Raw genomic sequence first — 24,375 nt, forward strand, 5'->3', positions numbered from 1 at the left:
AATGCGCATCAAAACCGGTGCCGGACTCTGTCTTGCCATCCTGGCCGGCCCGCTTCTGCTCAGCACGCCGGCAAATGCCGCCCAAGTCTGCTGGACGGCAGCGAACGGGGCACAGGTCTGTCAGGACGATGGCACCGGACCCGGTACAGGCGGCGGCAACAACGGAGGCATGGGAAACGTCGCCGGAGGAAGCGGAGCTCCCGGGGCAGTCCCGCCACCACCGCCCCCGCCCGTCGTAGCCCCTCCGGCTCCTGTACCAGCACCGCCAGCCGTGGCACCAGCCCCCGTCCCGGCTGCGCCGGCTCCGGGCACCGTCGAGCTCAGCATTGTGCCGAAGTACCAGGCACCTCCAGGGCCCGCCCAGGTCATCCCTGTCCCGGACCAGCAGAACGCCGTCCAGAGTCCTCTCGCCGAGGCCCCTGGCGCTCAGGCCGGGATCACCAACCCCGAAGCGCCCGCCGAGACCGGCGCCCCCGGGGATGCGACGATGCCGCCGACGACAGAGCAAGCTGCGGTAACCGAGTCAGCTACCGCCGGCCCTACCTCGACATCCTCCAACGCCGTGGGACAAACCGTCATCCGGGCCGAGACCGCATCGGCATCCGTTGACGTCCCGACCTGGCAGGTCCTCTTCTTCGCCGTCGCCGGCGTCCTGGTGATCGGGGGCACCGCGGCCTACTACTTCTTTATCCGGCCCCGAATGCTGGGCGGCCGGACCGAGGGAGGCACCCGTGCGTAAGACGTCCGCCGCTGCCCTGGCAACAGCAACCATGCTGGCCGCGGCCCTCTGGTCCGCCGGACCCGCCAATGCCATCACCTGCCCGGCCGGGTACGTGCCCTCTGTAGCCGGAAACGGCGCCGATTTCTGCTCACCGACAGGAACTGGTGGAGTCGGCGGCGGCGGAAGCGTCGGAACCGCCCCTGGTACCGTCACCACGCCAGGTCAGGCAGGACCGGTCAACGGTGGTGGCATGGGACCGGCACCGGCGCCGCTCCCTCGGTACGTCCCCGCCCCGGCAGCGCCGTACGTTCCGCCGATCCAGGCACCGGCCCCTGCCGCTCCGGCGGCCCCGATCACCAATCAGTACGTCGCCCCGAAAGACTACTCGGCACCGCAAAGCCAGGTGGGCGGGGTGGCCCTGGCCCCTGCTGCCGGAGAAGAACCGGTGGTCATGCTCGTCGAGGCCGTTCCCGCAGAAGCCCTGGCTGCCGTAGATACGGAAACTGATGCTTCCGCGGTGGTGCCGGCTGAAGCCGTCCAGCCTGACGCGCAGGTTTCCCAGGCTCCCGTCGAGGCAGCCGACGCGCCCGTCGCAGTGGACGCGACCCAGACGTCAGCCGCCGAAGGCATCATGGGGGCGGTCATTGCCGGGATCCTGGGCCTGCTGGTCGTCACCGCCGCGTTCCTGTACTTGCGCAAGCAGCCCGACACTGAAATCGGAGCCCGCTGAGAGGCTGAGATCCTTTCAGCCCGGACAGGATGAGATCCGCCAATCCGGATCGGCCCGTCGGCGGCCGGGGCGCATAGGGTTAGTAGCGGCCGACCCACACCCATCATCCGAGCGCCGCACCGATCAGGGAGGCCCCGCATGCTGAGCCGAGAGAAAACCGGGAATGTCGTGCTGGAGCCCTTGCGCGCGACGGCGTTGACCGCCGAAGAAGCCCGCGAAAACATGACGGACCTGGAGAAGCTGGTTACCCGTGACGGCCTGGGGAAGAAAGCCTCCGTCACTGTCCGCTGCTATAACAACGAGGTCATGACGCGTGAGTATGCGCGGGAAATCTTCAGGCTCATCACTGTCGAATACGGAGTGCCAAAGGCCAGGTTCATTTCACCGACACTGGACGGAGCCGCCCATCTCTTCGATGCGGCCAACGACGCCGGCAGGTCGGACGCCCTCGCAGTCTTCACTGTCGACGGGGCACGTACCGGCGTCCACTGCAAATCGCTGGAGCAGTATCTGAGCGTCCTCGGCTACTAGCCCGGAGAGATTGGCCGCCGGCGCCGCACACATGAGGGACGTACCGGGCCGCCTGAGATAGCCCGGACCGAGGGATTCGTCCGGCCAGGGCTCCCGGGACTCATACTGGCCGGTCGTGGATCCCTGGTGCCACGGAGTGCCGGACATCCCCCGCCGCGGGCGTCCGGGGCAGAGGTTCGGTGCTGCCACCGTATTGATCTGCACACCGGGCCCACACGTTGAGCATGGCCTTGGAGGACACGACTTGAAGAATACGGTTGCCGTTCTGGCGCTCGGGATAGGACTCCTGCTGACCAGTTGCAGCGCCCCCGGACCAGCCGACAAGTACACCGGGTCGGCGGTCATTCAGGACACCTACAAGAACTCGAGCAAATCGGGCTGCAAGCTTGTGGTTTCCCTGCCGGACGGCCAGACCGACACAATCAGCGTTGGTAGGCGCACCAGCTGCAACGGCTTTGCCAACGGCCAGACCGTCCAGCTCAGTAACGGCAATCTCGTCAGGCAGTAAACAGGCCCGTAAGGCCCCTCGGACCACGCCCTGGTAGCTCAGTGGATAGAGCGTCCCCCTCCTAAGGGGAAAGTCGCGGGTTCGATTCCCGCCCAGGGCACGACACCCCCCCCTCGTCAAAGTCGCCGCATAGGAAGAATTCGAAGCGGGAACGCTTCAGGGCCGGACAGCAATGTCCGCTGGAAAAGGACGCGAGTCCGAGCGGTTCGATACCGTGCTGGTAGCGACACCGGACCCTGGCCAGCGATAGGTCAGGACCCGGTGCAGGGCCGTCAGATCCCGCACCGCATAGGCATTACCAAAGACCGCCACTTGAAAGGCAGCCCATGCCCACGATTGAAACTCCCTACGAAGACCTGCTCGCCGAGGTGTTCGCCGCCGGCGCCGCCAAAGGCGACCGGACCGGCACCGGCACGACCAGCGTCTTCGGCCGTCAGATCCGCTTCGACCTGGCTAAGGGCTTTCCGCTCATCACCACCAAGAAGGTCCACTGGAAATCGGTGGCCGTCGAGCTGCTCTGGTTCCTCCGCGGCGAAACCAACGTCCGCTGGCTCCAGGAACGCGGCGTGAAAATCTGGGATGAATGGGCCGACGAGAACGGCGACCTCGGACCCGTCTACGGCTCGCAGTGGCGCTGCTGGCCAACCCCGGACGGCGGCCAGATCGACCAGATCTCCAACGTTGTGGAGTCCATCCGGAACAACCCGAACTCCCGCCGGCACATGGTCCTCGCCTGGAACCCTGCCGAAGTCGACAACATGGCCCTGCCGCCATGCCACGCCCTCTTCCAGTTCTACGTCGCTCCCGGCGTCGACGGCGCCCCGGGCAAGCTCTCCTGCCAGCTGTACCAGCGCTCCGCGGACATGTTCCTGGGCGTCCCGTTCAACATCGCGTCCTACGCGCTGCTGACCCACATGGTCGCCCAGCAGACCGGCCTCGACGTCGGTGAGTTCATCTGGACTGGCGGCGACGTCCACATCTACGACAACCACGCCGACCAGGTCGAGCTCCAGCTGAGCCGGTTGGACGACGTCCGCCCCTACCCGGAGCTGAAGTTCAACCGGGTCCCGGGCTCAATCTTCGGCTACGACTTCGAGGACTTCGAGGTCATCGGCTACGACCCGCAAGACGCGATCAAGGCTCCGGTCGCGGTCTGATCATGCCGTGGCACCGTGACGGGGTGTTCGTCCCCACGCCGCGCCAGCGGGAGCTCGGGTACTGGCTCTCGGAGGAGGCCGGTCACTACGCACCTGAGGGTGTGACAACGGCACTGCGGGCGATGGCGTGGAACCGAGGCCATCTCCGCGGGCTTGCCGGTGCCGCGGTGGGAGCCGGGGTGTCGTTCACCGGCTTCGGGGCTCTCGGCTTGGCAAGCGGTGGTGGCCCTGGTGTTCTGTTCGGGCTCGCCGCCCCTGGCTTGTCGCTGGTGCTGTTCGGGGTGCTGATGTTCCGTTGGATCCGGAAGCGGCTGCCGAAGATTGCGGACATGGCACCTTCGAGAGGCGCGGGTAACTTCCGGTCAGGACTTGGTGCGGCAGCCTTCTTCACCCTGATCTTCTGCGGTATCACCTACCCTCTGACCAGCGCACTGCTGACAGATGCACCCGGTGGGGGCGTCCTCCTGATTGGTTACGCCCTCATGACCCCCCTCTTTTTCGGCAGCGTCTTTGCTGTGCCGGCCTACTTCATAGAGCACGCGGCCCGGGACTTCCGTGCGGACATCGCGTCGTCTCCGGGGCTTCGGCACTCACTGGAAGAGATGTCGTTGGTCTGGCAGGATCCAGTGGGCGCCAAGGAGTTCGGGCCACTCTAATCCGGGAGGGCTGGCCCTCGGAGAGAGGACTAGACGGGCCTGCTCCCGGTCCTGTACATCAGCTCGGTGAGCGGATCGGTGACAGGCTCTTCAGCTCCATCGAACTCGGCGCTGAAAACCAGTCCCTCAGCCGTTTCCACTCGTTAAATTTTCGTCAGGACACCGAGCTCAACCCCGTCGTCCACGAGGGTCAACGAGGTACCGAAGTGGCGGTAATTCAGGCTGCCGGCCGGCAACAGGGTGCAGCCGCGGGCGACGGGCCGCTTATCGGTGTGGTCCAGGGTCGGGGCGCAGACCGTGCAGGACGAGTACCGCTTAAGATCCTCCACGTCGGCCCGAGTCATCAGGGCCGGCATTGGCGGGGCGTTATCGCTACTTTGCCAGTTCCGAACGCGGTCCAAGTCGTCAAGGTACGGCGCCCAGGCCGCTTCGCGGTCCACCAAGGCCTGCATGCTCGGGCACGACGGCAGGTGCACCTTTCCTGAGCCGGAGAGGATGAAGCAGTCCCCTGAATCGACCCACCTGTCGATGACGGCCTTCTCTTTGCGAAGGGTCTCGACGAGTTGGCTTAGCAGTTGCTCGTCGGTGAGGTGGCGCTGGCTGCGCAGGTAGTCTTCTTGCTCGGACAGTGCTTGGCTCGCTGCGCGTTGCAGATCATCCGGTGATTCGGTTGTCATGGGGCCCTCTCGTTCCTGCACGAGCCTACCGGGCACGCTTAGCCGGGACTCCGCACACATGTTGGAAATGAACGATGAAGCGACGCCGATTGTGCTCAGCACCTTCAAGCAGGCTGACTACTGGGTGGACCGAAAAGGCAACCGGCACGCCCTCAGGGACATGTCGCGGGGCTACCTGGAGAACGTGCTGTGGTTCCTCCGGGATCGGCCCGAGGACTTCTATGTGATGGCAGTCTTCGAAGAGGACACCCGCCTGTTCCTCGCCGGCTTTGACCCGAACTACGACCAGCCCGTCCGCACGCTGGAGTCCAAGACCCCGGCCGAATGGCTTGAACAAACCCCGCTGCTCCAGGCAATCAACACCATTTTGGACGGCACCACCGAAGAGAAGGACAAGCGATGACACTCAAAGAACGCCTCAAGGACGACGTTGTCGTACACATGAAGGCGGGCAACAAGACCGCGCTGACGACCGTGCGGAACGTTCTGGGCGAGATCAGCACCCGTGAAAAGTCCGGCAAGACCCCGGTCGAACTCGACGACGCCCAGGTGACTTCCCTGCTGCAAAAGGAAGCCGCTAAGCGCCGGGACACTGCCCGTATCTACACCGAAGCGGGCGAACCCGGCCGTGCTGCGGCCGAGGTTGCCGAAGCGGAGATCATCGAGGCATACCTGCCGAAAGCCCTCACTCGGGACGAGGTGGAAGCCATCGTCGACGAGGCCATCGCGGCTCTGAAGGCAGACGGCCAGGAACTGTCCATTCGCTCCATCGGCGCCGTGATGAAACCTGTCACTGCCAAGGTCGCGGGCCGCTTCGATGGCAAGACGGTTTCCGAGATCGTCCGCGGACGCCTGGGCTAAGTCGGTCCTGATGATTCTCACGACACCCGTACCGATCGAGCACGTCAACTTCGGCATCGCAGGCGGAGCCAAATACCGGCTGATCTGCAAGAACCACCCGGAGAACGGCTACCGGACCAAGAACCCCTGGGACCGGTCCATCTTTGCCGAGACCGTGGGAAAGGACTGCAGCTGCCCCCGAGCGGACCTGCTAGTGACCTACATCCCGGACGACCTGACTGATGAGCCGTTCGGCGGCCGCCACTTCAAGAAGGGCATGCCGGCCGAGTTCGCACCCGAACCGGTCACTGTTCACCTGACGGTCCAACACCAGGGCTGACCGCATTGTGGCATGAGGAAGGCCCGCACTGTTTGAACAGTGCGGGCCTTTTGCGTGGGTTCTAGCCGAACGTGGGAGGGAGGATGTTCCGGACGTTTTCGCGCCGGTACTGGACCCGGTCGCCGAAGACGGCGAAGTCGCCGAAGGGGTTGTTCGCCATGGTCGCGTGGATGGTCTGGCCGTCGTCCGAGGTGATCTTCGTCCAGAGACCCTCAGAGTGGGTGACGACCTTCGCCATCGTGCCGGGCGCGAAACGCTCCGGCCATTCGGCAGGTTCCTCGCCGGTGGTAATAACGAAGTCTTCAGGTGCCAGTACAGTGTCTTTGCTCATGCCCATAATGTGTGCGGATCCAAGACGGCGCCTCACCGAAGGAAACCAGCCTTTAGGGTACGGCCTTGTACCAGAAGTCGCCCGAGTGGGCGAAGAGGTTCGTGCCTATGACATCGATTTGTGCGCGCACGAAAAACAGACCCTTATTGCGCTCGAGGCCACGTATCTCCCGCACCGCATCGCTGTACTTGTCCCAAGAAATCCAGTGGGCGAAGTTGTCGTACTGGAAACGCTGGTTATCACTGTGGATGTCCTTGGTGGGCTGCTCATATGCATGGTCGCCAAGAGCAATCCACCAACGATAGCGCTCGTCCTGCCTGGGGTTGGCCATCTGGAAAACCGCATCGTATGACAACCCTGCCCTCACCAGATCGCTAGACGCCTGTACCCTCATAACGATTGCGAAGGGATCCGATCCGTCAAAAAACGCTTTCGGCGCCCAAACATTCGAAGGGTCAGCCGCATATGCAGTCGGTATCTGAACGAATGACATGCTACTCGCCGGGGCCTTCCCGCAGGACAGAGCCGGGGCCCTCCTGAACGTCTTCCTTGGGTTTCACCGGCTCCTCACTGGTTACAGCTTGCTTCCGCCTTACAGCTTCGGCGTAGCTCATTTCCGTATCCGGGTCGGGTTTCGCTTCCTCTGGATTTTTCATCGTTTCCCCTCTCGTCAAGGACTTCACTTCCCGCCTCACAGGCACCGGCCTTTGCCAGGCTCCCTGGTGGTGCGGTGACAATCCCACCCGCTGGTTCAAGAGTCAAGAGCTAAATTAATCGCTCACTGCGGGCACAGGCTGTCTTCTTGCCGTACACATTGGTGCCATGCCCAAGGAGACTAAGAAGCTCGCACCGATCCGTCCCGAGCTCATCGAGCCCCTGACCGAGATCCTCCGCGACCGCGGCGAACGAATTCCCGACTGGCCCGCCGACGAGGCGGCCGCCTACCGCAAGAACGGCGGGTTCCGGGAAGGCCGTGACGCCGTCCACGAGGTCCGCATGGCCAAGACCGCTGCGGCGATCGAGGAGGTCTTCGCGGAGGTCATCAAGGCTGCCGAGCTCAAGTCCTACCTTGAAGGAATCTCCGCCGCGCAGGCGATGACCGGCTTCAGCGACGAGACGTTCCGCTCCATCCTGGACAAAGACGGTCTCATCGCCATCGGCCTGGACGGAAGCGCCCTGTGAGGGCAGCCACTGGCTGGAACATCGGCCTGATCTGGGCCCAGGCTGCCAACGGGGTCATCGGCCGTGACGGGACCATGCCCTGGCATCTGCCCGAAGACTTCGAGCACTTCCGCCGCATCACCGATGGCCACCCGGTCATCATGGGCCGCCGCACCTGGGATTCCCTCCCGGCTAGGTTCCGACCGCTTCCCAGCAGGAAGAACATCGTCATCACATCCGACCCCGGCTGGCAGGCCGCCGGTGCTAAGCGATCCTCCTCAATCATCAACGCTCTCGCCGCCGTCGCAGGGCTCCCCGGCAGTGACCAGGTCTGGATCATCGGCGGAGGCATGGTCTACCGGGAGGCAATCTTCCTGGGCGTGGCCAACAGCGCCGTCGTTACCGTGATCGATGCCGACGTCGAAGGTGACACCCATGCCCCCGGTCTGGGTCCCGAATGGGCCCTGGCAAGCGTCGAGCCAGAACGGGGGTGGGCGACTGCTGCCAACGGCACCCGCTACCGGATCGAAATGTGGCTGGCGGGGCGCTGATTTCCCGTGCCGGGTAAGTGCTGGCGCCGACGGAGGCATATGACACTTGCCGGATGGAGGCGATCATCGGTCAGGTAGCCGACTGCTCCATCATGCGAGAGCACTTAAGGCAGTCCACCGCTTCAGCGACGCTGGTGACCCCGATGAACTCGCTTTGGCCGCACAGGGGTTTCAGGTCGACGCCGTGCCCGATCCAGACGCCTTTGACCGATGGGTCGTAGTGCATCCGACACTGGTACGGGGGCTCGTGAGTTTGGTCCGCCATGGCTGGTATCACTCCTGTAGCGACGTCGCTCCTGTGGCTACGTCGTGTGCAAGCGTACTTGCCTGTCGCGTACTGGCATCGGCATTGCCGCTAGCAGCCGGGAAGCCCGAGAGCTCATGCCGGACACATGAGGGCAGTGACCCTCACTATCCTGCGCGCACCGTGTCCCATCGTCCTCAAACCCGGCCTGCTTGCCCTCTTCATTGCTCTCTCGGTCTGCGGCGGAATGCTCGTCGCGACCCGGCGGCTTCAGTACACCGGAGAGCTGTGGCTGACCTGGCAGGAGGCTGCCACCGTCGGCGCACTCTCGATCGCCGGGCTCATGCTCCACGAGGCGGGCCACGCCTTCGCAGCCCGGGCCACCGGACGGACCGTTGAACGGCTCGAGTTCGGCTTGGCCGGTGGAGCGGTCACCAGCGGAAACACCACCCCGTGGCGGCGGGTCATCGCCATCATCACCGGACCCGCCCTGGAACTCGCCTTCGGCACCGCCCTCTGGACGGCCGCGGGCGGTACGTGGGAGGGACTGGCCAGCCCGCTCGGCGCTGCCGGACTCATGGCCATCATCAACGGCGGCGGGAACCTGCTCCCGGTCCACAAATCCCTTGACGGCTACCGGCTGCTGATCTTCCTTCGGCTGGCCCTTGCCGGCAACCGCCCACTCACCTGCCTGCCGGACGGTCCGTGCCCGGCGTGTGCCGGTTCCGCCGAAGTGCTCCAGGCACTGATGTCCGTGCCGGCCCGCGCGTAGACGACCGGGGGAGCGTTGCCCCGAAGTCCGTACACATTGCGGACATGAAATCATCTGGAATTCCCTACTGGGTCCTGGGCGTCATCGCCGTCCTCGGCCTCCCGCTCCTGGACCCCCTCACGCGCGCCCGCTTCTGGAACGGCTGGGTCGTCGAATGGGGCTTCCCGCTCCTGCTGCTCATCCTCATCATTGCGGCCGTCAGTATCGCCTGGGCGCTGGAGCGTGTGGGCGTGGCCGTCCTCATCGGGGTTCTCGGCGTCGCCGGACTGATCGGCTATGGCAACGCCCGCTCCTACAGCCAGCTGACCTCCTACGCAGCCACCGTCCAGGACAGCAACGACCCGATGCCGACCCTGAAAGAACGTGCACCGTTCCTGGTCGCCGAACGGCAGGCCAGCTCCAACCTGTCCGGCATCAACGGGCAGATCTCTGCCACCGACTACCTGGCGGACTCCAACCACTATTCGACACTCGTTGACCGCAAAGGCATCGGCAACCCCGGCTACGCGGCCATCATCAACCAGACGATCGCCTTGACCGGACAAGCCGCCGGCAAACCCTGCCTGTTTGATGAAGGCAAGGCCTCCCAGCGGATGGACGGCTGGTTCGGGAACTCCCTGACCCGCGCCATCGCAGGGCAGGACGCCCTGCTGATCGCCAAAAAGGACGACGCATGGGGCTACTGCGACGGGGACACCCCGAAGATCGTGGTCCCGGTGACCAAGCTGGACGGATGGCTCAACCCCGTCCACGTGCCCGCCGGCGTGGCCATCTACGACGGCAAAACAGGACAGGTTGAACTCCGCGACAAGGTCGAAGCCGGGGAGCTTCCAGGTCCGGCAGTCGGTCTGTCGTACGTCCACAGGATTAACGAATCCATGGCAACCCGCGACGGTGACTGGTGGTCGATGCTCATGGGCCAGTCCGGACTGACTGATGAGGTCAAGGACTCCAACGACCCGAACAAGGACAACTCCAGCGCATTCTCCCTGGCTTACAAGGACCGCTCCGGCTCGGTGTACGCCTCCCCGTTCACGTCCAGGGCGTCCTCGCAGTCCATTGAAGATGTGGCCCTGCTCGAATCCGGGCACGTCAAGGCAGGCGAACGGCCCGCCGTGACCCTCTACCACCTGGAGGTTCCGCGGCAGTCCAACGGCGCCACCGCCGACAAGATCAAGGCGGACTTCAGCGACCTTAGCGGCTGGGCGACAGGCCTTGCGGTGATGGAAGTTATCCCCGTGTCCCACAACGAATGGGCTGCCTCCATCGGCCTTAACCAGAACGTCGCGTACCGGGTGCTCGTCAAATCCGACGGCTCGTCCTGCCTGACCAAAGACGGTGCCACCGTCCGCTGCATTGATGCCGACGGAAAGACCGTCGGCGCCACACCTGACGCCTCGGCCGAGGCCGGTCAGCCCGCTGCGGGGCCCGGAGAAATCGGTGGGCTCAGCAACGAGGAACTGGCCAAGCTGCAGAACGCCGTCACCGCCGAGGTCCTGAAGCGGCTGGGGCAGAAGTAACGTCCAGGGCCCGGTGAGTGACGTCACCGGGCCCCTGTCACGTAACGCCCCCACGGGCAGATAAAGTAGTTTCAGAAAAGCCCCGCTGCATCCCCCAATAGCAGTGGGGCTTTTCGCTGCCCACCCCCCTAATGCTCTGGCCGGATTAAAGTCGGCGCGGCTAGACTGACCGCATCCGGATGTGCGAGGCCCTGCAGGAGTGAGAAGTTACCTTGCGGGGCCTTTGCGCGAGCGGCCGCGGTCCCCGCCGCACACACACTGGGTATGACTGATAACACGGCCCGCCAGCCTCAAGGCATCCCTACGGGCGGCCAGTTCGCCGCCACCACCCACGCCGAACCAGACCTGAGCCTAACCACCAGGAATCCCCCGGCGGCCACAGGCGCTGCCGGCATCATCGCAGCGAACCAGTCCCCGGTCAGCCTCCGCTTCGTCGACTACGATGACAGGCTGACCCAGGAACAGATGAGCATGATCCTTGCCGGCCAATGGGTGGACGCCGAGAACGACGTCGACGACAACTTCGCCGACAACGCCTACGAGGAAGCCACTACCACCGCCAGGACGGAAATCGACGAAGCCGTCGAGGAGGGCCGCTTCGACCGCGAATGGGACGACTTGGACCCGGATGAACAGGACGAAGCCCGACGGGCCGTCGAAGAGCGCGACGACTCGGACCCCATCAAGGACCTGCTGCGGAATACCCCCGACCAGCTCCTGCGAACTTCCCTCGGGAGGCCCGCTGAGCGGCTCTCAGAGCCCCGCTGGAGCTCAGGGCACCGGCTGGACGACGGCGGCTTTGCAGCCCGCCACTCGGCCGTCTCCGGGTTGCTGAAAGACTCCGGCATGGACGTCGACAGCCCCGAAGTCCGGGACGCTATCGACGAGCTCGTCAACGAGGGACCGTACGACTGGCATGAAGGTGTTCAGCTCGACGTCCTCTGGTATGGGGGAATCGACGATGCGGTCCCCACACCACGCACCGAGTCACCCGAAACCGAGGGTCGGAAGGTTCTCGACTTCGCGAAGCCGCACGTCCTGCTGATCGATAAGTGGAACGGATCCGGTCACGACGTGGTCGTCCCTGCGGCCATGAAACGGACCCTTACCAGGGTCGGCTATGACGAAGAGGAAGCCCCGCAGACAGGACGCGCGTACCTGGATTCGGACGCCGGCGGCTACGGCTGGGATTCCGTCGCCGGAGTCTACAAGCCCGCCTACAAGGACGGCGCACCGTCGGCGACCTGGACGCCGTAAATTACTCCGACCGATAAACAGCCCCGCAACGTGCACGAAGAATGCCTGCGGGGCTGTTTTCGTTGGACTCTCTCCGACAAACGAAAAACCATCCGGAAACAAGAAAAGGCCCCCATTTGGGAGCCATGTGATAACCATCGTCTCTAAAGCGGAAAATCTTTCCTCAGGTTATCACATGAGTTAAAGGCGGCATCTCTCACACTCGACCGCTTCTGGTCGTTCACACGTTCGGGAAACGACCGCCGGTAGGGTGACTCAACGGCCCTGCATCCCAATGCTGGCGAGGAATTTGAGTCCCGACACACCCTCGCTCGACCAAAACGACCGCGGAGGATAGGACATCTATGAGAGGGAAGTGTATTAACTAAGAAAGGAGGGGCCTCTATAGAGAGAACAAGGGGGCCCCCTTATATATATCTCTATTTAAGGTCGTTTAAGTAGAGTAGTAGTAGTAGGGGCCCTATATTCCCCGCCACTCCGGGGATTTTCCCACTCGACCAACTGGTCGAGTGATGGTCGTTCGGTGGGAGTGGCCGGTAGAGCGCCGAAACCCCTTGAATGCCGGTCCCGGGATTGTCTGCGCATGTTTCAGGCCAGGAGGAAACATGGCACCGCGCACAGCAGCCAAGGCTGCACCCAGGAAGAAAGCGACTGCACCGAAACGTGCGGCCGCCAAACCCACGACAACACAGCCACCCCGGAAACGGACGGCAGCCAAGACAGGAACGGCGAAGAAGCCGGCCGCCCCGAAGAAGACCGCAGCAACCAAAGCTCCGGCAAGCACACAAGCCCGGGTCAAGACCTCAGCGGCACGTCGGGCACCTGCCCGCGGCGCCGGCACAACCCGGACATCGAGGACACCCAAGCCCAAGGCCATGGAGGTCTCCTACTCCGGCCGGATCTTCCGCTCCCGGCTCGAAGCCCGCTGGGCTGTCTTCCTGGACCTGCTGGACGTGAACTGGGACTACGAACCGTCGTTCTACCAGGTCGGGGAGGACCTGTTCTATCTGCCCGACTTCTACCTCCCGGACCACCAGATCTGGCTCGAGGTCAAAGGCGCCCCGTTCATGGACACCGCCAGCATGGCCAAGGTCCTGGCCTCGGTCGCCGGTCCCATGAGAATACCGCTGCGGGAGTTCCCGTACACGCCGAGTGACCGGCTGCTCCTCGGCGGACCGTTCAGGGCGCTCAAGCACGGACTGATGCCGGTCCACACACTCATCACACCCGCCGGCCCCGGACTCGCCTCCCTGACCTACGCCGCCTTCGGAATCCGCCCAGACGGGGGAGTGGACATCACCAGTCAGGGCCCCGCCTGGGACACCATGCCGGCCACGGGGGTGAAGGCCGCCCGGCGGCCGACCCCTGCGCGGTTGCAGCTGCTCCTGGACCCTGAACCGCACCTGCGCCCCGGTTCTGTTTCGGACCGGATCGCCCGCGCCTACCAAGGTGCGTACCGGGTGGGCTTTGATGAGAAGAGCCGCAACATTTCGGACCACGAGCTGCTCGCTGCGGTGTCACGCCGCAGATCCGGGCGCCCCCTGGGCCTCGCAGCTTGACGCAGTGATAGTCCAAACGCTGTACTTTCATCTGGGGGCGGCAGGATTCTGCCGGAGCCGGGGCATGCGATGACCGGTGACATTGATGGGCCATGCCGTACACATCGGCGGCATGGCGGTCGATGCACCCGTCACGATGTATCCCGTTCGCACAGAATCTGAGGCACTATGACTATCCGATCCACCCCGACCGCCAAAGCGGCCGTCGCAGCGGGAACCTTCCTGCTCGCATCGGTTCTGCTGACCGGCTGCGGCAGCGAAAAGCACACCTTCAGCGGAGTGGAAGTCTCCAAGCTGGACAAGACCATCGAGTCGCTGGACGCCGCATGGGCCGAGTACCGAGCCAACGGCACCGCCGCAACCGTCATTGATGACTCCCGCTGCTTCGTCCAAAAAGCCCCGGAGGGCGTCCTGGGCGACACCGCCCTCTGCGGCCCCGTGCACTACCTCGGCCAGGACGAGACCACCTGGGACGCAGTCAAGCTCTCCGGTTCCCCGGAAGGTGCCGACAAGATCCTCCTCGGCTCCGGGAAAAGCTTCAGCACAGGCCAGCCGGGCGCCAACACCTCGCTGTACCGCACCGACGGCAAAAAGGCCTCGGACAAGACCGATCTGCCCGAACCGGACACAACCTCAGCCCCGGTCACCCAAGCCATCTGGGGGACCGGATCAGGTCCCTCCGGCACAACCGTGAAAGTCGAGACCCCCGACGGGGTCCTCTCCGTGAACGGCATCAGGATCAGCGACCGCATCGGAGGGGTCTCCAACCGGCTCAAGGCAGGTGACGGCAACAAGTTCGGAACGGCTTCCCTGAACTTCACGCCCACGCAGACCCCGGGCCCCGGCTACCTGAAGGGGCCGGAGCAGAAGATCAAGACGACCCTGGCGTTCATTTCTGGTGACAAGACCTACCCTGTCGGTGACGTCAAATCCGGCACCGTCTCGATGCCGGTGCCCGGCGACGGTAAAGACCTTGCCCTCGCAATCACCTACGAAGGGCTCACTCAGACGGTCACACTCGGCGACAGCAAGCTGCACACGACAGCCACCGCGTACTACGACGGTGTGGTTGACACGGCCAAGGGCACCACACCCGCCGAGCTCGAGATCGGCGATCACACCAAGGACGGCATGTACGCCCGGTTCTCCTCCGACTCGGTGACGGCAACCCGGACAGCTTACGACGCAAAGACCGGCTGGGCTCCCGAAGGTAAGGCATGGCTGGTCGTGAACGGCTCGGCACGCGCCAGCAGCACCAAGTTCTTCGGACTTAGCCAGAGCTTCTACGACGGCCGGTCCAAGGCGAACAGCTACTACGACACCGCCCTGAACGTCGCCTCGGCGTCGGCCTCCAATGTCAGCGGCGAAAAGTTCACGGTCGAAGCCAAGAGCATGGAGAACGAGAAGGCGACCACCTCGAACGGCACCGCAACGTTCAAGATCGTCTTCGAAGTGCCGGCCACCGCGACCGACTTCACCGTGGACTACACCGTGCATTCGGCAGGCACCCTCCAGCGCTCCTCTGACAAGGGCGCCCCCGCCACCTCCTCCATGGACTACCCCGTCAAGGGAGTGCAGCTCACCTTCCCCAAGGAGTAAGAGCCGGCCTCAACACAAGCGCCCCCGCAGTCACCACTGCGGGGGCGCTTGTGTTGAGGCCGGGGAGCTGTGCCCGGATTTCCGCACACATGACGGCCATGACTGAAAATCAGCCCGATGACCTCCACCCTGAAATCGCCGCCGTCCTGACCAACATGGCAGCCAACTTCTCACGGGACCGCCACAAGACCGAGGCCTACCGCCGGATGGAATCCTCCCGGAGCATCGGCGAGGTTGTCCGTCAGCTGCACTTCGCGGCCGGCCAGACCGTCAGGGACGCCTTCGACGTCCTTAAGGACAAGTTCGGGCTCGACGGCAGCCACGAACTCTACAACTACCTGCACACCATCCCGTACCGCTACAAGTCCTACGAGGAGACCTACGGGGCCGAAACCCACGTCGGCTGCGTGGACCGGACCGTCGCCAGGATCGCTACCGAGATCCGGATCGCCGGCGGCGACCACACCGGCGAGCCCGTCCGCGACCCGCGCTTCCAGATCGCCGCCGCCGCCAACGACAGCACCGGGAACCCTATCGGCCTGGCCGCCGCCACGGACGCGCTCATCCTCGCTGACCAGTTCGACGAGGCCCGCCGCGTCCAGCGACTCTCCTGCGACGTGCGCACCATCACCGACCGGCTCATCGACGCAGGCGCCGCCGGAGTCAGCGCCGAACAGCTCCGCGGACTGGTCCGCCTCGTCCTGACCACCGCAGCCGAAGTCGCCCGCGAAGCGGACGGACTCGAACTCTGACAGACCGCACCGCACCACCGTTTCCTACCGATCCTGAAAGAGTCCCCATGACATTCCCTGCCGCCCGTAAACCGGCCGCGCCCCTCGCACGCCCCATCATCGCCGTGGGTATTGGCTCCACCGTGCTGATCGCCGTCGGCGCCTTCGTCCTGTCCTTCGCCGCTCTCACCGACCTGGCAGCGCGTTCCGGCATTGACCGGAACCTCGCCTGGATCTGGCCGATCATCGTTGACGGGCTCATCGTCGCGTCGACCGTGGCGATCGTCGCCCTCGCCGGGCATGACCGCAAAACGCTCGCGTATCCCTGGGCGCTTCTCTTTCTGGGCGCCGTCGTCTCCACCGCAGCCAACGCCGTCCACGCGATCGTCTCGGTGGACCAGGCTGACGGTGGGGTCCCGCCGGCGGTCTCCGCCGTCATGGCAGCCATGCCGCCGGTCGTCCTGCTCGCCATCACCCACCTGACCGTCCTGCTGGTCCAGAAGGCAGCCCCGGCCACCGCGGCCAGGAAGAAGCCCGCCAAGGCGGCATCCCCAGCCCGCGTAAAGCCGGCCCCTGAGTCGACCAAACCCGAAGTGAAAGCCCTGGAGGCGGCACCGGCAACGGCCGCACCCGCCGTCAGCAAATCCCCCGTCAAGGAACCTGTCCCCGCCGCGGCTGTGGAGCGGCCCGTCCACGACCGCGAACTCGTCACCGCCTAAACCGTTCCCGGCCGATCCGACGCCCGTCGGGCCCCGGGACGCATAGGGATTCCCGGGCCTTTGGCGATACTCCGCCGGCCCCAATTCTTCGAAGGACACCAATGAATTTTCTGATCATCGCACTCCAGGTGCTTGTTGTGGCGTCCAGCGTCATCATGGGCGCCTTTATTCTGCTCCACAAGGCTTCCGGCGGCGGCGTCTCCGACATGTTCGGCGGCGGCATGACCAGCAGCCTGAACTCCACCGGCGTGGCTGAGAAGAACCTCACCCGGTTCACGATCGCCACGGCCGTCATCTGGGCTGCCGCCATCATGGCCCTTGCAGTCATCACCCGGTTCACCGGCCTGTAATCATCCAGCCCTCGGGCATCATCTAAAGGAGGGCCGGCACTGTGCTGGACTCAATCAAGGGCGCGTTCCGGTCACCGGACCTGCGCACCAAACTGCTCATCACCCTGGGCGTCCTGACCGTCTTCCGGCTCGGGTCGTTCATCCCCGCCCCGGGCGTCATCGCCACCAACGTCCAGATGTGCCTGGCCAGTGCCAGCGGCGGCGGCATCTACGACATGGTCAACATGTTCTCCGGTGGCGCGCTGCTGTCGGTCTCTATCGTCGCCTTGGGTGTCATGCCCTACATCACCGCGTCCATCATGATGCAACTGATGAAGGTCATCGTCCCACGCCTCCAGGAACTGCACGCCGCCGGAGAACAGGCCAAGGTCACCCAGTACACCCGCTACCTGGCCGTCGGCATGTCAGCCCTGAACGCGACCACCATCGTCACGATGGTCCGCACCGGCGCCCTGTTCCCCGGTTGCGCCCTGCCCCTGGTCAGGGATGACAGCTTCCTCACCGCACTCATCATGGTCATCTCCCTGATCGCCGGATCGCTGCTGGTGATGTGGATGGGTGAAAAGATCACCGAGCGCGGCATCGGCAACGGCATGTCCCTGCTGATCTTCACCTCGATCGCCGCTGGCTTCCCCACCTCTCTCGGCACCATCGGCCGCACCCAGGGCTGGGGTGTGTTCACCGCGGTCCTCGCCGTCGGGCTGATCACCATCGCCTTGGTCGTGTTCGTCGAACAGTCCCAGCGCCGCATCCCCGTCGTCTACGCCAAGCGAGTGGTCGGCCGTCAGACCCTCGGCGGGAACACCACCTTCCTGCCGATCAAGGTCAACATGGCCGGTGTTGTGCCGGTCATCTTCGCCTCCACTCTGCTTTCGCTGCCGTCCATGATCGCCCAGTACGCCACCGCCAACCAGACGATCGCCGGTCCCGAATGGGCCCAATGGGTCATCGCGCACCTGACCACCGGGAGCAGCCCGATCTACATGGTGGTCTACACCTTGTTCATCATCGGGTTCTCGTTCTTCTACGTTTCCATCACCTTCGAGCCCAAGGAGATCGCCGGGAACATGAAGAAGTACGGCGGGTTCGTCCCCGGCTTCCGACCCGGCACGCCCACGGAAAGGCTTCTCGCCTACGTGTCCAACCGGATCACCGCCGCCGGCGCCCTGTACATCGGTATCATCGCCTTGATTCCCCTGGTGGCCCTTGTGCTGCTGCAGGCTGACCAGAACTTCCCGTTCGGCGGCGCCGCGATCCTGATCATGGTCGGTGTCGGGCTGGACACGGTCAAGCAGATCAGCGCCCAGATGGAGCAGCGCTCATACCCGGCCCTGATGCGCTAAAACCCTGGCGGGAGGCCAGCATCAGCCTCCCGCCCAACGGCCCTCCGGCCACCCCTTGAAAGGCACCCATGCTCATCCCCGTCAGGTATTCACTCACCGCTGCGGCAGCCATCGCGGCCGCACTCCTCCTCGGGGGTTGCTCCACGGCCGCTCCAGCCCCGGCACCCGAAGCAACCACCGAAAACTCAGCGTCCTCCTCGGCCATTCCGGCACCTGCTGGAGCCGACCTGGCCGGCGCCGTTACCGGCTGCGGGCTCGACGGGGCCGACGGCGTGGAGCTGACCGCCGGGAGCACGCAGCTCTCCATCGACACCAAGGGCCCCCGGGAAACTTCCGGCGCGGCGATGACGGATGTGCAGTGCGTCCTGAGCGCCCTGTCGGTCCCTAAAGACATCACCTCGATGATGAAGCTCACCACCTCCACGGCGGAACCCACCTCCGCTGAATGGGACGATCTGGGCTTCGCCTGGAACTACAGCCCGGAAAAGCACTTCCGGCTCGCCATCGTCCAGGTCTGATTGCGCCGGTACGGCGCCCCTTCCGATGACTCATCGGGGGAGCGCCGTACACATGGAAGGCATGACACGAAAACGATCAGCAGCGACTGTGCGGGCCCTCGCACTGGTCTGCATTGCCTGCAGCGGAGGATCCCAGGACGCCAACGGTGCCTACACACTCTGCGCCCTGTGCGAGCTGCAGGGGGCAGCGGTGCCTGAGCCCGCACGGACGGCCGCCTAGGCCCGTCGGCGATCTCCACGCATAGGAGCTACCCGAAAGCACAGGACCGAGAGAGGCAAGCCGATGCGCGTTATCCAGAATTCCCCGTTCGTGAGCCAGGACGAACTGGAAACTGAGGAAAAGATCCGCAAAGGCCACGGCCGGCTGGCCGCCTACACCTCCACCAAGCCCGGGGTCCGCCGTGAAGTCCGCCTGAACGGACAGACCGAAATGCGCAAAGTCCTCCGGGCCGCACGCTCATTGAAAGTGAGCCTCCAGTGCCACGAGAGCATGGATGAAATCGTCCACCTTGCGTACGAGAGCTACACCGAGATCACGGTCGCTGACGGCCGCACGCCCATGGACTTCAACCGCCTGCACCCGAGCACCGTGGACCGGCTCACTGTGAACTACCTCCGGCACGCCCGGACCGTCTACGACGTTTCGCTCCTGCGGAACAGGTTCAACACCTCGGACCTGCGGTCCTGGTACAACAGAGAGCTCAAATCCCGCTGTCTGGAAGTCATCGCGGCCGCCTATCCAAGCCTCGCCGACGAATGCGAACGCCAGCGGATGAAAATCGCCCAGACCCTGGAAGAAGCAGCCGTGACCATGACGGGCGCCTGCTACGCCGAGGCAGCTTGACCGTTCAGGTACACCGCCACGAGAGCCGGCCTTCCTTGAAGTTCACTGTGCCAAGCGTCAAAGCCACGATGCCACCTACGCCGAAGAGGCGGCGATACTCGTCATAGCCGTGCGAGGATTCGTCGAGCTTGCTCAGGACACCTTCGTTGTACGGGATGATGACTCGTTGATGATCAGGATCAAAACCTTCATACGTGACGTGGTCGGTGGTCCTGGGTCGAGGGACTGAATTTCCGCCGCCAGTGCGAACCACCCCGTCGTCCATCAGGATGATCGCCTTTGAAGATTCACCTATTTTGTCCGAGGCGTACAGGTCCCATCCGCGGCCAACCATCTCATATCGCTCGGTTGTTTGGTCCTTGCTTTCCTTGTTGACGCTGACGCGCAGGTAGACGGGGAGACTGTTGTACGGGCTTACTCCGGGCATGGCTTCGAGCCGCGCCGCGAGGTTCACGGCCCAGTCGTGGATGACCGGGATTTTGGCGAGATCCGCCCTGTCCTGGGCATCCACGGCCCAGTCGTGGATGACCGGGATTTTGGCGAGATCCGCCCTGTCCTGGGCATCCTGCGTTGCCGTCTGATGCCGGGCGATCGCTTCCATAACGTCGTCTTCGAGACTCATTCCCCTAATATGCCAGCTGGAGGGGAGCGCCGCCGCAGTTTCCGCACACATGTCAGTTATGACATCAGACCGAACCACCGTCTCAGCCCTCCGCCCGGTCCTTGATCGGCTTGCCAGCAAATGGACGTTCAAGCTCTCCGACGCATCCGAGAATCGGCACCTGTTCTTCGGTGGGCAGCTCTCGGCGCTGCTGAAGGAAACGGCCGACGCCGACCTGGCGGCCGCAGCGGAAGTCCTCGCCGACAACTGGGGCAACGCCGGTGTCGGCGTCCCTGAAAGTCACGGCTACGTCCGCGGCTACTTCTCGTTCGACGTGAAGCAGGCCATGAAGGCCAGCAGGACCGCATGAGCACGGTCGGCCCCGAGGACAACAACCAGCCGTGGCAGGACGAGGGCGTGTACACGCCGCCGGTTCCGGAGTTCCCTTCGGATGCCCCCTCAGTCTCCGGCCGCCGCAGCAAACAGGGACGATGGATTGCCGCTGTCCTGGCGCTGAGTGTCGCCGCGGCAGCGGGAGTCAGCTACGTCGTCACGGGACCGCACTCGTTCGCAAGCCTCGGCGCCCAGCTCGAAGCATCCCGGGACCGCTGGCCGACACCGCACCGCGGCGGAACCGGCCGACTCGCCCCCGCAGCCACGGCTGGCCCCAGCAGGGACTACGTCATCAGCCGCACGGAGAACACTCTTCCTGTCCGCTACGACCCCTGCGACACGATCCGGTACGTCATCCGCCCCGATAACGCACCGCCCGGCGGAGAGCAGATGATCCACGACGCCGTCGCCAAAACCGCCAGCGCAACCGGCCTGGTCTTCGCCTACGACGGGCTCACGGAAGAGTCCCCTTCCGCGGACCGCGCCAAATACCAGCCTGAACGCTACGGGGACCGCTGGGCGCCGCTCCTGATCTCGTGGACGACACCGGATGAGACACCGGCTTTCACCGGCGACATCGCAGGTTTTGGCGGCAGCTCCCTCATCCAGTCCGGCCAAGCGCCCTGGATCTTTGTCACGGGACAGGTCCAGGTGGACGGTCCGCTCGCCCAGCAACTCATCGGTCAGGGATCGGCGGCACAGGTTCAGTCATTGATCCTGCACCAGATGGGGCACATGGTCGGCCTCGGCCATGCCGAAGGCACCGACGAGCTTATGTACCGGGCCAACGACAGAACCAAAGCCGCGTTCAGCGAAGGAGACCTGGCAGGCCTTGCCCTCCTTGGCAACGGACCCTGCGTCCCCGAATACTAGAGGTGTAGCGTCAGCCGTGGGGGCGGTCCCAGTTGCTGTGGTCGGGCCACTCGAGCCCACTGTGTACTGCTTTGGCGCTGCCGGACAGGATCGCAGCGGCCGCGCCCAGACCGTAAATTTCGTACAACCATTGATCCTGTTTCGCAGCGGAGGGATCAAAGGAATCAGCTGCAAGGACCGCAGCGGTGGTTAGCAATGAGTTAGCTACGAGGACCGCTTTGGTTCCCGGCGGAAAGCCAACATGGGTGGTTGCCGAATCATTGCGCACGCCATGCCATCCCCCGGAATAGACGTTTCCGTCGCGCAGCAGAATGGTCGGAGACCAGGACGCCCTGCGCCCGTCACTCCAAAAGTAAGCACAAAGGCCCCACCCGCGACCCAGGAGTTCATAGCGGATGCTCTTCAACTGGCGGTATCCGTCTCGGACCTCATCGCTGGCTACGACGCGGTAGACATCTTGGTCCGAAAAGTAGTATCCGTCGAGGAGGTCTATCAGTTCGCCTGTCCAACTGGGCGGCCTGGGAGTTTGCTCCAGGCTCCGCTTCCACCGCTCCTTGGCCTCCCATTCGTCTATTGCTGCGCTTTCAGAGGCAATCTTCGCGGCCATTTGGCGTGCCTCATCTTCCAGGGTCATGCCCCCCAATATGACAGCCCGGCCCGCGGCCCGGCAGGTTTTCAGTGAAATGCGTCATGAATAGCTCCGAGCCGTACACATAGAAGGCAAGACATGGAGTCCCCGTCGCTGACGGTGTCCGGGTCTACGCATGTTCACCCGTAACGAGAAGGAGCAGCACCCGTGACCACCACAGCCCGCCAGCCCAAGGGAGTACCAACCGGCGGACAGTTCGCGCCCGACACGCACGCCGAACCGGGCCTGAGCCTGTCAGCGGCGGTCATTTCGGTGCCGTCCAACCCGGAATGGTACAAGCTCGTCTACGAAGACAGGCCCTCCAACGGGGAGCGGCGCAGCTACACCCGGACCGCCCTGGAAGAGTCCCTGGCCGGCGACTTCTTCAACGCCGTCCACGATGAGGAAACCAGCAGGGGAATCCGGGCCGAAGCCGAGCGTGATGACTCCGTCGACCGGGCCACCGACCGGATCCGGCACAGCGACATCAAGCCCCACCAGTTCGGAGCAGCTGCAGCCCGGGAGCTGAAAACCATCCGCGAACGGCGCCTCGCCCGCGAAAGCCACTACGTCCCCACCGCGGAGGACACCTTCGAGATCGCGGCGGCCCACATCGGCTCCAGCCCCGAAGAGTACCGCCGCACCCTGGAGGCGACCTTCCCGCACGTAGGCGAGGAATGGTACGGGCCGATGCTGACCAACCAGCAGCTTCAGCCGGAAAGCTGGCAGCGCCGGGAACTGCACAAGCTGGCCGTCGCCAACGAATGCAGCGCCGCGCTCAAGGCGCCGCGGCCCGAGGTCAGCGAAACCGACAACCCGGACTTCATCTCCCACCCGGTCACCGCCCTGGAAACCCGGATCGACGGGCTCATCTCCCATCGCGGGGACCCCACCGACGAAGCCAACGTCCGTTACCTGGCCAACGAGGTGGGCGCCGGCTACGGCACCGTATTCATCAAAGAGTTCGCCAGGAAACGCCTCCAGGCCTGGCGGCACACCCCGATCGACCGCTCCGGAAAGGCATGACCATGACCGTCACCACCAACATCCCCGTCAGCGCGCCGGCTGAAGCTACGGGCACACCGGGGCCTATCACCGAAATGATTTCGGCGATCAAGGCCGCCGCCGTCCCGGGGACCATCGAACGCCTCGAGGGCTCCACCGTCCTGGAGAACCAGTTCATCCGGGTGGACACCGACACGGTCCGCTTCCCGAACGGCACCCTCGGCCAGTACTCCGTGGTCACCTCCGGCAGCGGACTCGGCGTCCTGACCATCCCGTTCGTGAACTTCCGCGGCATCGCCCACGTCGGCCTGGTCCGTCAGTACCGCTACCCCACAGGGGAGTTCACCCTTGAATTCCCCCGTGGCGGCTCCGACGACCTGACCCTGGATGAAGCAGCCCGCGAACTCATCGAAGAAACCGGCCTGGACTACAGCTCCGCTGCATTGCTCGGCACCATCCGCCCCGACACCGGTATCCTCACCACTGAGGTTGCCGTATGGAAAACCTTTCACGGCATGGAGCACCTGCGCCCCGGCCACGTCGAGGACGAAACGGGCGCCAAGATCGAGTGGTACAGCCACGGCCAGCTGCTGGGCATGATCCGCAACGGCAAGATCACCTGCGGCATGACGCTGGCGGCCCTGGGACTGCTAACCGCCGGCGGAAACATGAACTGCCCCTAGCCCGGACCGGCCCGCACCCTACCGGTGCGGGGCCTGTTCGGCGCAGAATGGGTCCATGAAGGCACTGCGCTGGAAGCGGCGGCAGGGCCACTGTGCGGCACCGGAGCGCGTTTCCGCCGATGCCGCACACATGAGCGCCATGACTACTACAACAGCCGCCGCACCCACGCTCACCACTCCTGCCGAACGCGCCGCCGCCGGCCGCAAGGCCATCGCCGACTGCCCCGAAGCGTTCGAAGAACTCCAGAGTGACGGCGACCGGGAACTGGTCGAACACGCAGCATCCAAGGACGAGAACATCCTGCAGGCCCTGGAGGCCATCGGTGAACTCCCCGCCGACCAGCTTCCCTACCTGGGCAAATTCCTCGCCGAACAGCTCGTCGAGGACGCCATCGAAGCCGAAACGCAGAAGCAGCTCGGCGCCTACCTGGTCGCGCGCCGCCCAGCTGCTGACGAGGATGCCAGCCTGGCCTACGAACCGAACGACCCAAAACACCCGGACTTCCTGGACCGCATCGGCGCCTAGACTGCCC

The 24,375-nt window shown here is 64.5% G+C and carries 34 protein-coding genes and 1 tRNA gene; 29 read left to right on the forward strand and 6 right to left on the reverse strand.

Translation table 11 applies throughout. The features are described from left to right. The first annotated feature begins 271 nt into the window (after positions 1-271). The 7 genes from ABIB45_RS04850 (at position 272) to ABIB45_RS04880 (ending at position 4,303) form a co-directional block, all read left to right on the forward strand. Complete coding sequence (locus tag ABIB45_RS04850) at positions 272-739, forward strand: NADH dehydrogenase [ubiquinone] 1 beta subcomplex subunit 11 (protein ID WP_354214809.1); 468 nt, start codon at positions 272-274, stop codon at positions 737-739. Further along, positions 732-1,451 (forward strand): hypothetical protein, encoded by a 720-nt coding sequence (locus tag ABIB45_RS04855; protein ID WP_354214810.1) that lies wholly within the window; start codon positions 732-734, stop codon positions 1,449-1,451. The genes ABIB45_RS04850 and ABIB45_RS04855 overlap by 8 nt, the downstream gene beginning before the upstream one ends. A gap of 138 nt (positions 1,452-1,589) precedes the next feature. Then, on the forward strand, positions 1,590-1,982 hold the full coding sequence (locus tag ABIB45_RS04860; RefSeq protein WP_354214811.1) for a hypothetical protein: 393 nt from the start codon (positions 1,590-1,592) through the stop codon (positions 1,980-1,982). Positions 1,983-2,226: 244 nt separating this feature from the next. Further along, complete coding sequence (locus ABIB45_RS04865; protein WP_354214812.1) at positions 2,227-2,490, forward strand: hypothetical protein; 264 nt, start codon at positions 2,227-2,229, stop codon at positions 2,488-2,490. Between the two features lie 27 nt (positions 2,491-2,517). After that, positions 2,518-2,590 (forward strand) — tRNA-Arg (locus ABIB45_RS04870). Between the two features lie 226 nt (positions 2,591-2,816). After that, positions 2,817-3,647: a thymidylate synthase gene (locus tag ABIB45_RS04875; protein WP_354214813.1), complete on the forward strand. Its 831-nt coding sequence runs from the start codon at positions 2,817-2,819 to the stop codon at positions 3,645-3,647. Positions 3,648-3,649: 2 nt separating this feature from the next. Then, entirely contained in the window at positions 3,650-4,303 is a 654-nt protein-coding gene (locus ABIB45_RS04880; protein ID WP_354214814.1) for a hypothetical protein, read from the forward strand. A gap of 143 nt (positions 4,304-4,446) precedes the next feature. Here the strand turns inward: ABIB45_RS04880 and ABIB45_RS04885 are convergent, their stop codons facing one another. Beyond that, positions 4,447-4,980, reverse strand: a complete 534-nt coding sequence (locus ABIB45_RS04885; RefSeq protein WP_354214815.1) for a hypothetical protein — start codon at positions 4,978-4,980, stop codon at positions 4,447-4,449. Between the two features lie 67 nt (positions 4,981-5,047). Here ABIB45_RS04885 and ABIB45_RS04890 point away from each other — a divergent pair, with 67 nt between their 5' ends. Genes ABIB45_RS04890 through ABIB45_RS04900 form a run of 3 tightly spaced genes read left to right on the forward strand, consistent with a single transcriptional unit; the run spans position 5,048 to position 6,160 of the window. Beyond that, on the forward strand, positions 5,048-5,383 hold the full coding sequence (locus ABIB45_RS04890; RefSeq protein ID WP_354214816.1) for a hypothetical protein: 336 nt from the start codon (positions 5,048-5,050) through the stop codon (positions 5,381-5,383). Next, positions 5,380-5,841, forward strand: a complete 462-nt coding sequence (locus tag ABIB45_RS04895) for a GatB/YqeY domain-containing protein (protein ID WP_354214817.1) — start codon at positions 5,380-5,382, stop codon at positions 5,839-5,841. Before ABIB45_RS04890 ends, ABIB45_RS04895 begins: the two co-directional genes overlap by 4 nt. Positions 5,842-5,851: 10 nt before the next feature. Continuing rightward, positions 5,852-6,160, forward strand: a complete 309-nt coding sequence (locus ABIB45_RS04900) for a hypothetical protein (protein ID WP_354214818.1) — start codon at positions 5,852-5,854, stop codon at positions 6,158-6,160. 61 nt (positions 6,161-6,221) lie between these two features. Here ABIB45_RS04900 and ABIB45_RS04905 read toward each other — a convergent pair whose 3' ends face one another. Beyond that, positions 6,222-6,491: a hypothetical protein gene (locus ABIB45_RS04905; protein ID WP_354214819.1), complete on the reverse strand. Its 270-nt coding sequence runs from the start codon at positions 6,489-6,491 to the stop codon at positions 6,222-6,224. Positions 6,492-6,543: 52 nt separating this feature from the next. Next, the gene (locus tag ABIB45_RS04910) at positions 6,544-6,984 is read right to left on the reverse strand and encodes a hypothetical protein (RefSeq protein WP_354214820.1); all 441 of its coding nucleotides are present in this window, start codon (positions 6,982-6,984) and stop codon (positions 6,544-6,546) included. 329 nt (positions 6,985-7,313) lie between these two features. Here ABIB45_RS04910 and ABIB45_RS04915 point away from each other — a divergent pair, with 329 nt between their 5' ends. Next, positions 7,314-7,673, forward strand: a complete 360-nt coding sequence (locus ABIB45_RS04915) for a hypothetical protein (protein WP_354214821.1) — start codon at positions 7,314-7,316, stop codon at positions 7,671-7,673. After that, positions 7,670-8,203: a dihydrofolate reductase gene (locus ABIB45_RS04920; RefSeq protein ID WP_354214822.1), complete on the forward strand. Its 534-nt coding sequence runs from the start codon at positions 7,670-7,672 to the stop codon at positions 8,201-8,203. The genes ABIB45_RS04915 and ABIB45_RS04920 overlap by 4 nt, the downstream gene beginning before the upstream one ends. Positions 8,204-8,273: 70 nt before the next feature. Here the strand turns inward: ABIB45_RS04920 and ABIB45_RS04925 are convergent, their stop codons facing one another. Continuing rightward, on the reverse strand, positions 8,274-8,468 hold the full coding sequence (locus ABIB45_RS04925) for a hypothetical protein (protein ID WP_354214823.1): 195 nt from the start codon (positions 8,466-8,468) through the stop codon (positions 8,274-8,276). A gap of 136 nt (positions 8,469-8,604) precedes the next feature. Here ABIB45_RS04925 and ABIB45_RS04930 point away from each other — a divergent pair, with 136 nt between their 5' ends. The 12 genes from ABIB45_RS04930 to ABIB45_RS04985 all read left to right on the forward strand — a co-directional run bounded on the left by ABIB45_RS04930 (position 8,605) and on the right by ABIB45_RS04985 (position 19,659). Next, complete coding sequence (locus tag ABIB45_RS04930) at positions 8,605-9,219, forward strand: M50 family metallopeptidase (RefSeq protein WP_354214824.1); 615 nt, start codon at positions 8,605-8,607, stop codon at positions 9,217-9,219. Between the two features lie 44 nt (positions 9,220-9,263). After that, positions 9,264-10,739 (forward strand): hypothetical protein, encoded by a 1,476-nt coding sequence (locus ABIB45_RS04935; RefSeq protein ID WP_354214825.1) that lies wholly within the window; start codon positions 9,264-9,266, stop codon positions 10,737-10,739. Positions 10,740-11,003: 264 nt separating this feature from the next. Next, positions 11,004-11,996, forward strand: a complete 993-nt coding sequence (locus tag ABIB45_RS04940) for a hypothetical protein (RefSeq protein WP_354214826.1) — start codon at positions 11,004-11,006, stop codon at positions 11,994-11,996. Between the two features lie 605 nt (positions 11,997-12,601). Next, positions 12,602-13,555 carry a PDDEXK family nuclease gene (locus ABIB45_RS04945; RefSeq protein ID WP_354214827.1) on the forward strand — a complete coding sequence of 318 codons (954 nt, stop codon included), beginning with the start codon at positions 12,602-12,604 and terminating at the stop codon, positions 13,553-13,555. 168 nt (positions 13,556-13,723) lie between these two features. After that, entirely contained in the window at positions 13,724-15,154 is a 1,431-nt protein-coding gene (locus tag ABIB45_RS04950) for a hypothetical protein (RefSeq protein ID WP_354214828.1), read from the forward strand. Between the two features lie 98 nt (positions 15,155-15,252). Then, on the forward strand, positions 15,253-15,906 hold the full coding sequence (locus ABIB45_RS04955) for a hypothetical protein (protein WP_354214829.1): 654 nt from the start codon (positions 15,253-15,255) through the stop codon (positions 15,904-15,906). 47 nt (positions 15,907-15,953) lie between these two features. Beyond that, complete coding sequence (locus tag ABIB45_RS04960; protein WP_354214830.1) at positions 15,954-16,604, forward strand: DUF2637 domain-containing protein; 651 nt, start codon at positions 15,954-15,956, stop codon at positions 16,602-16,604. Between the two features lie 101 nt (positions 16,605-16,705). Continuing rightward, the gene (gene secG, locus ABIB45_RS04965) at positions 16,706-16,954 is read left to right on the forward strand and encodes a preprotein translocase subunit SecG (RefSeq protein WP_354214831.1); all 249 of its coding nucleotides are present in this window, start codon (positions 16,706-16,708) and stop codon (positions 16,952-16,954) included. 41 nt (positions 16,955-16,995) lie between these two features. Further along, on the forward strand, positions 16,996-18,297 hold the full coding sequence (secY, locus tag ABIB45_RS04970; RefSeq protein ID WP_354214832.1) for a preprotein translocase subunit SecY: 1,302 nt from the start codon (positions 16,996-16,998) through the stop codon (positions 18,295-18,297). Between the two features lie 68 nt (positions 18,298-18,365). Further along, complete coding sequence (locus tag ABIB45_RS04975; RefSeq protein WP_354214833.1) at positions 18,366-18,815, forward strand: hypothetical protein; 450 nt, start codon at positions 18,366-18,368, stop codon at positions 18,813-18,815. Between the two features lie 61 nt (positions 18,816-18,876). Continuing rightward, entirely contained in the window at positions 18,877-19,035 is a 159-nt protein-coding gene (locus tag ABIB45_RS04980) for a hypothetical protein (RefSeq protein WP_354214834.1), read from the forward strand. Positions 19,036-19,098: 63 nt separating this feature from the next. After that, entirely contained in the window at positions 19,099-19,659 is a 561-nt protein-coding gene (locus ABIB45_RS04985) for a hypothetical protein (RefSeq protein ID WP_354214835.1), read from the forward strand. A 4-nt stretch (positions 19,660-19,663) separates the two neighbouring features. Here the strand turns inward: ABIB45_RS04985 and ABIB45_RS04990 are convergent, their stop codons facing one another. Then, positions 19,664-20,281, reverse strand: a complete 618-nt coding sequence (locus ABIB45_RS04990; RefSeq protein WP_354214836.1) for a hypothetical protein — start codon at positions 20,279-20,281, stop codon at positions 19,664-19,666. 58 nt (positions 20,282-20,339) lie between these two features. Between ABIB45_RS04990 and ABIB45_RS04995 the strand changes: the two genes are divergently transcribed. Together ABIB45_RS04995 and ABIB45_RS05000 are read left to right on the forward strand one after the other, a co-directional pair. Beyond that, positions 20,340-20,630: a hypothetical protein gene (locus tag ABIB45_RS04995; RefSeq protein ID WP_354214837.1), complete on the forward strand. Its 291-nt coding sequence runs from the start codon at positions 20,340-20,342 to the stop codon at positions 20,628-20,630. Next, positions 20,627-21,526, forward strand: coding sequence for a hypothetical protein (locus tag ABIB45_RS05000; RefSeq protein ID WP_354214838.1), 900 nt, complete (start codon positions 20,627-20,629; stop codon positions 21,524-21,526). Before ABIB45_RS04995 ends, ABIB45_RS05000 begins: the two co-directional genes overlap by 4 nt. A 10-nt stretch (positions 21,527-21,536) precedes the next feature. Here the strand turns inward: ABIB45_RS05000 and ABIB45_RS05005 are convergent, their stop codons facing one another. Further along, positions 21,537-22,160 (reverse strand): hypothetical protein, encoded by a 624-nt coding sequence (locus tag ABIB45_RS05005; protein WP_354214839.1) that lies wholly within the window; start codon positions 22,158-22,160, stop codon positions 21,537-21,539. Positions 22,161-22,322: 162 nt separating this feature from the next. Here ABIB45_RS05005 and ABIB45_RS05010 point away from each other — a divergent pair, with 162 nt between their 5' ends. From ABIB45_RS05010 to ABIB45_RS05020, 3 genes are read left to right on the forward strand one after another with little or no spacing between them, the layout of a single operon-like run. Then, positions 22,323-23,180, forward strand: a complete 858-nt coding sequence (locus ABIB45_RS05010) for a hypothetical protein (protein ID WP_354214840.1) — start codon at positions 22,323-22,325, stop codon at positions 23,178-23,180. 2 nt (positions 23,181-23,182) lie between these two features. After that, a complete protein-coding gene (locus tag ABIB45_RS05015; protein WP_354214841.1) occupies positions 23,183-23,842 on the forward strand; it encodes an NUDIX hydrolase in 660 nt (219 codons plus the stop codon). A gap of 55 nt (positions 23,843-23,897) precedes the next feature. Continuing rightward, positions 23,898-24,368: a hypothetical protein gene (locus ABIB45_RS05020; RefSeq protein WP_354214842.1), complete on the forward strand. Its 471-nt coding sequence runs from the start codon at positions 23,898-23,900 to the stop codon at positions 24,366-24,368. Positions 24,369-24,375 lie beyond the last annotated feature (7 nt).

The sequence above is a fragment of the Arthrobacter sp. UYCo732 genome (assembly GCF_040547265.1).
Taxonomy (GTDB): Bacteria; Actinomycetota; Actinomycetes; order Actinomycetales; family Micrococcaceae; genus Arthrobacter.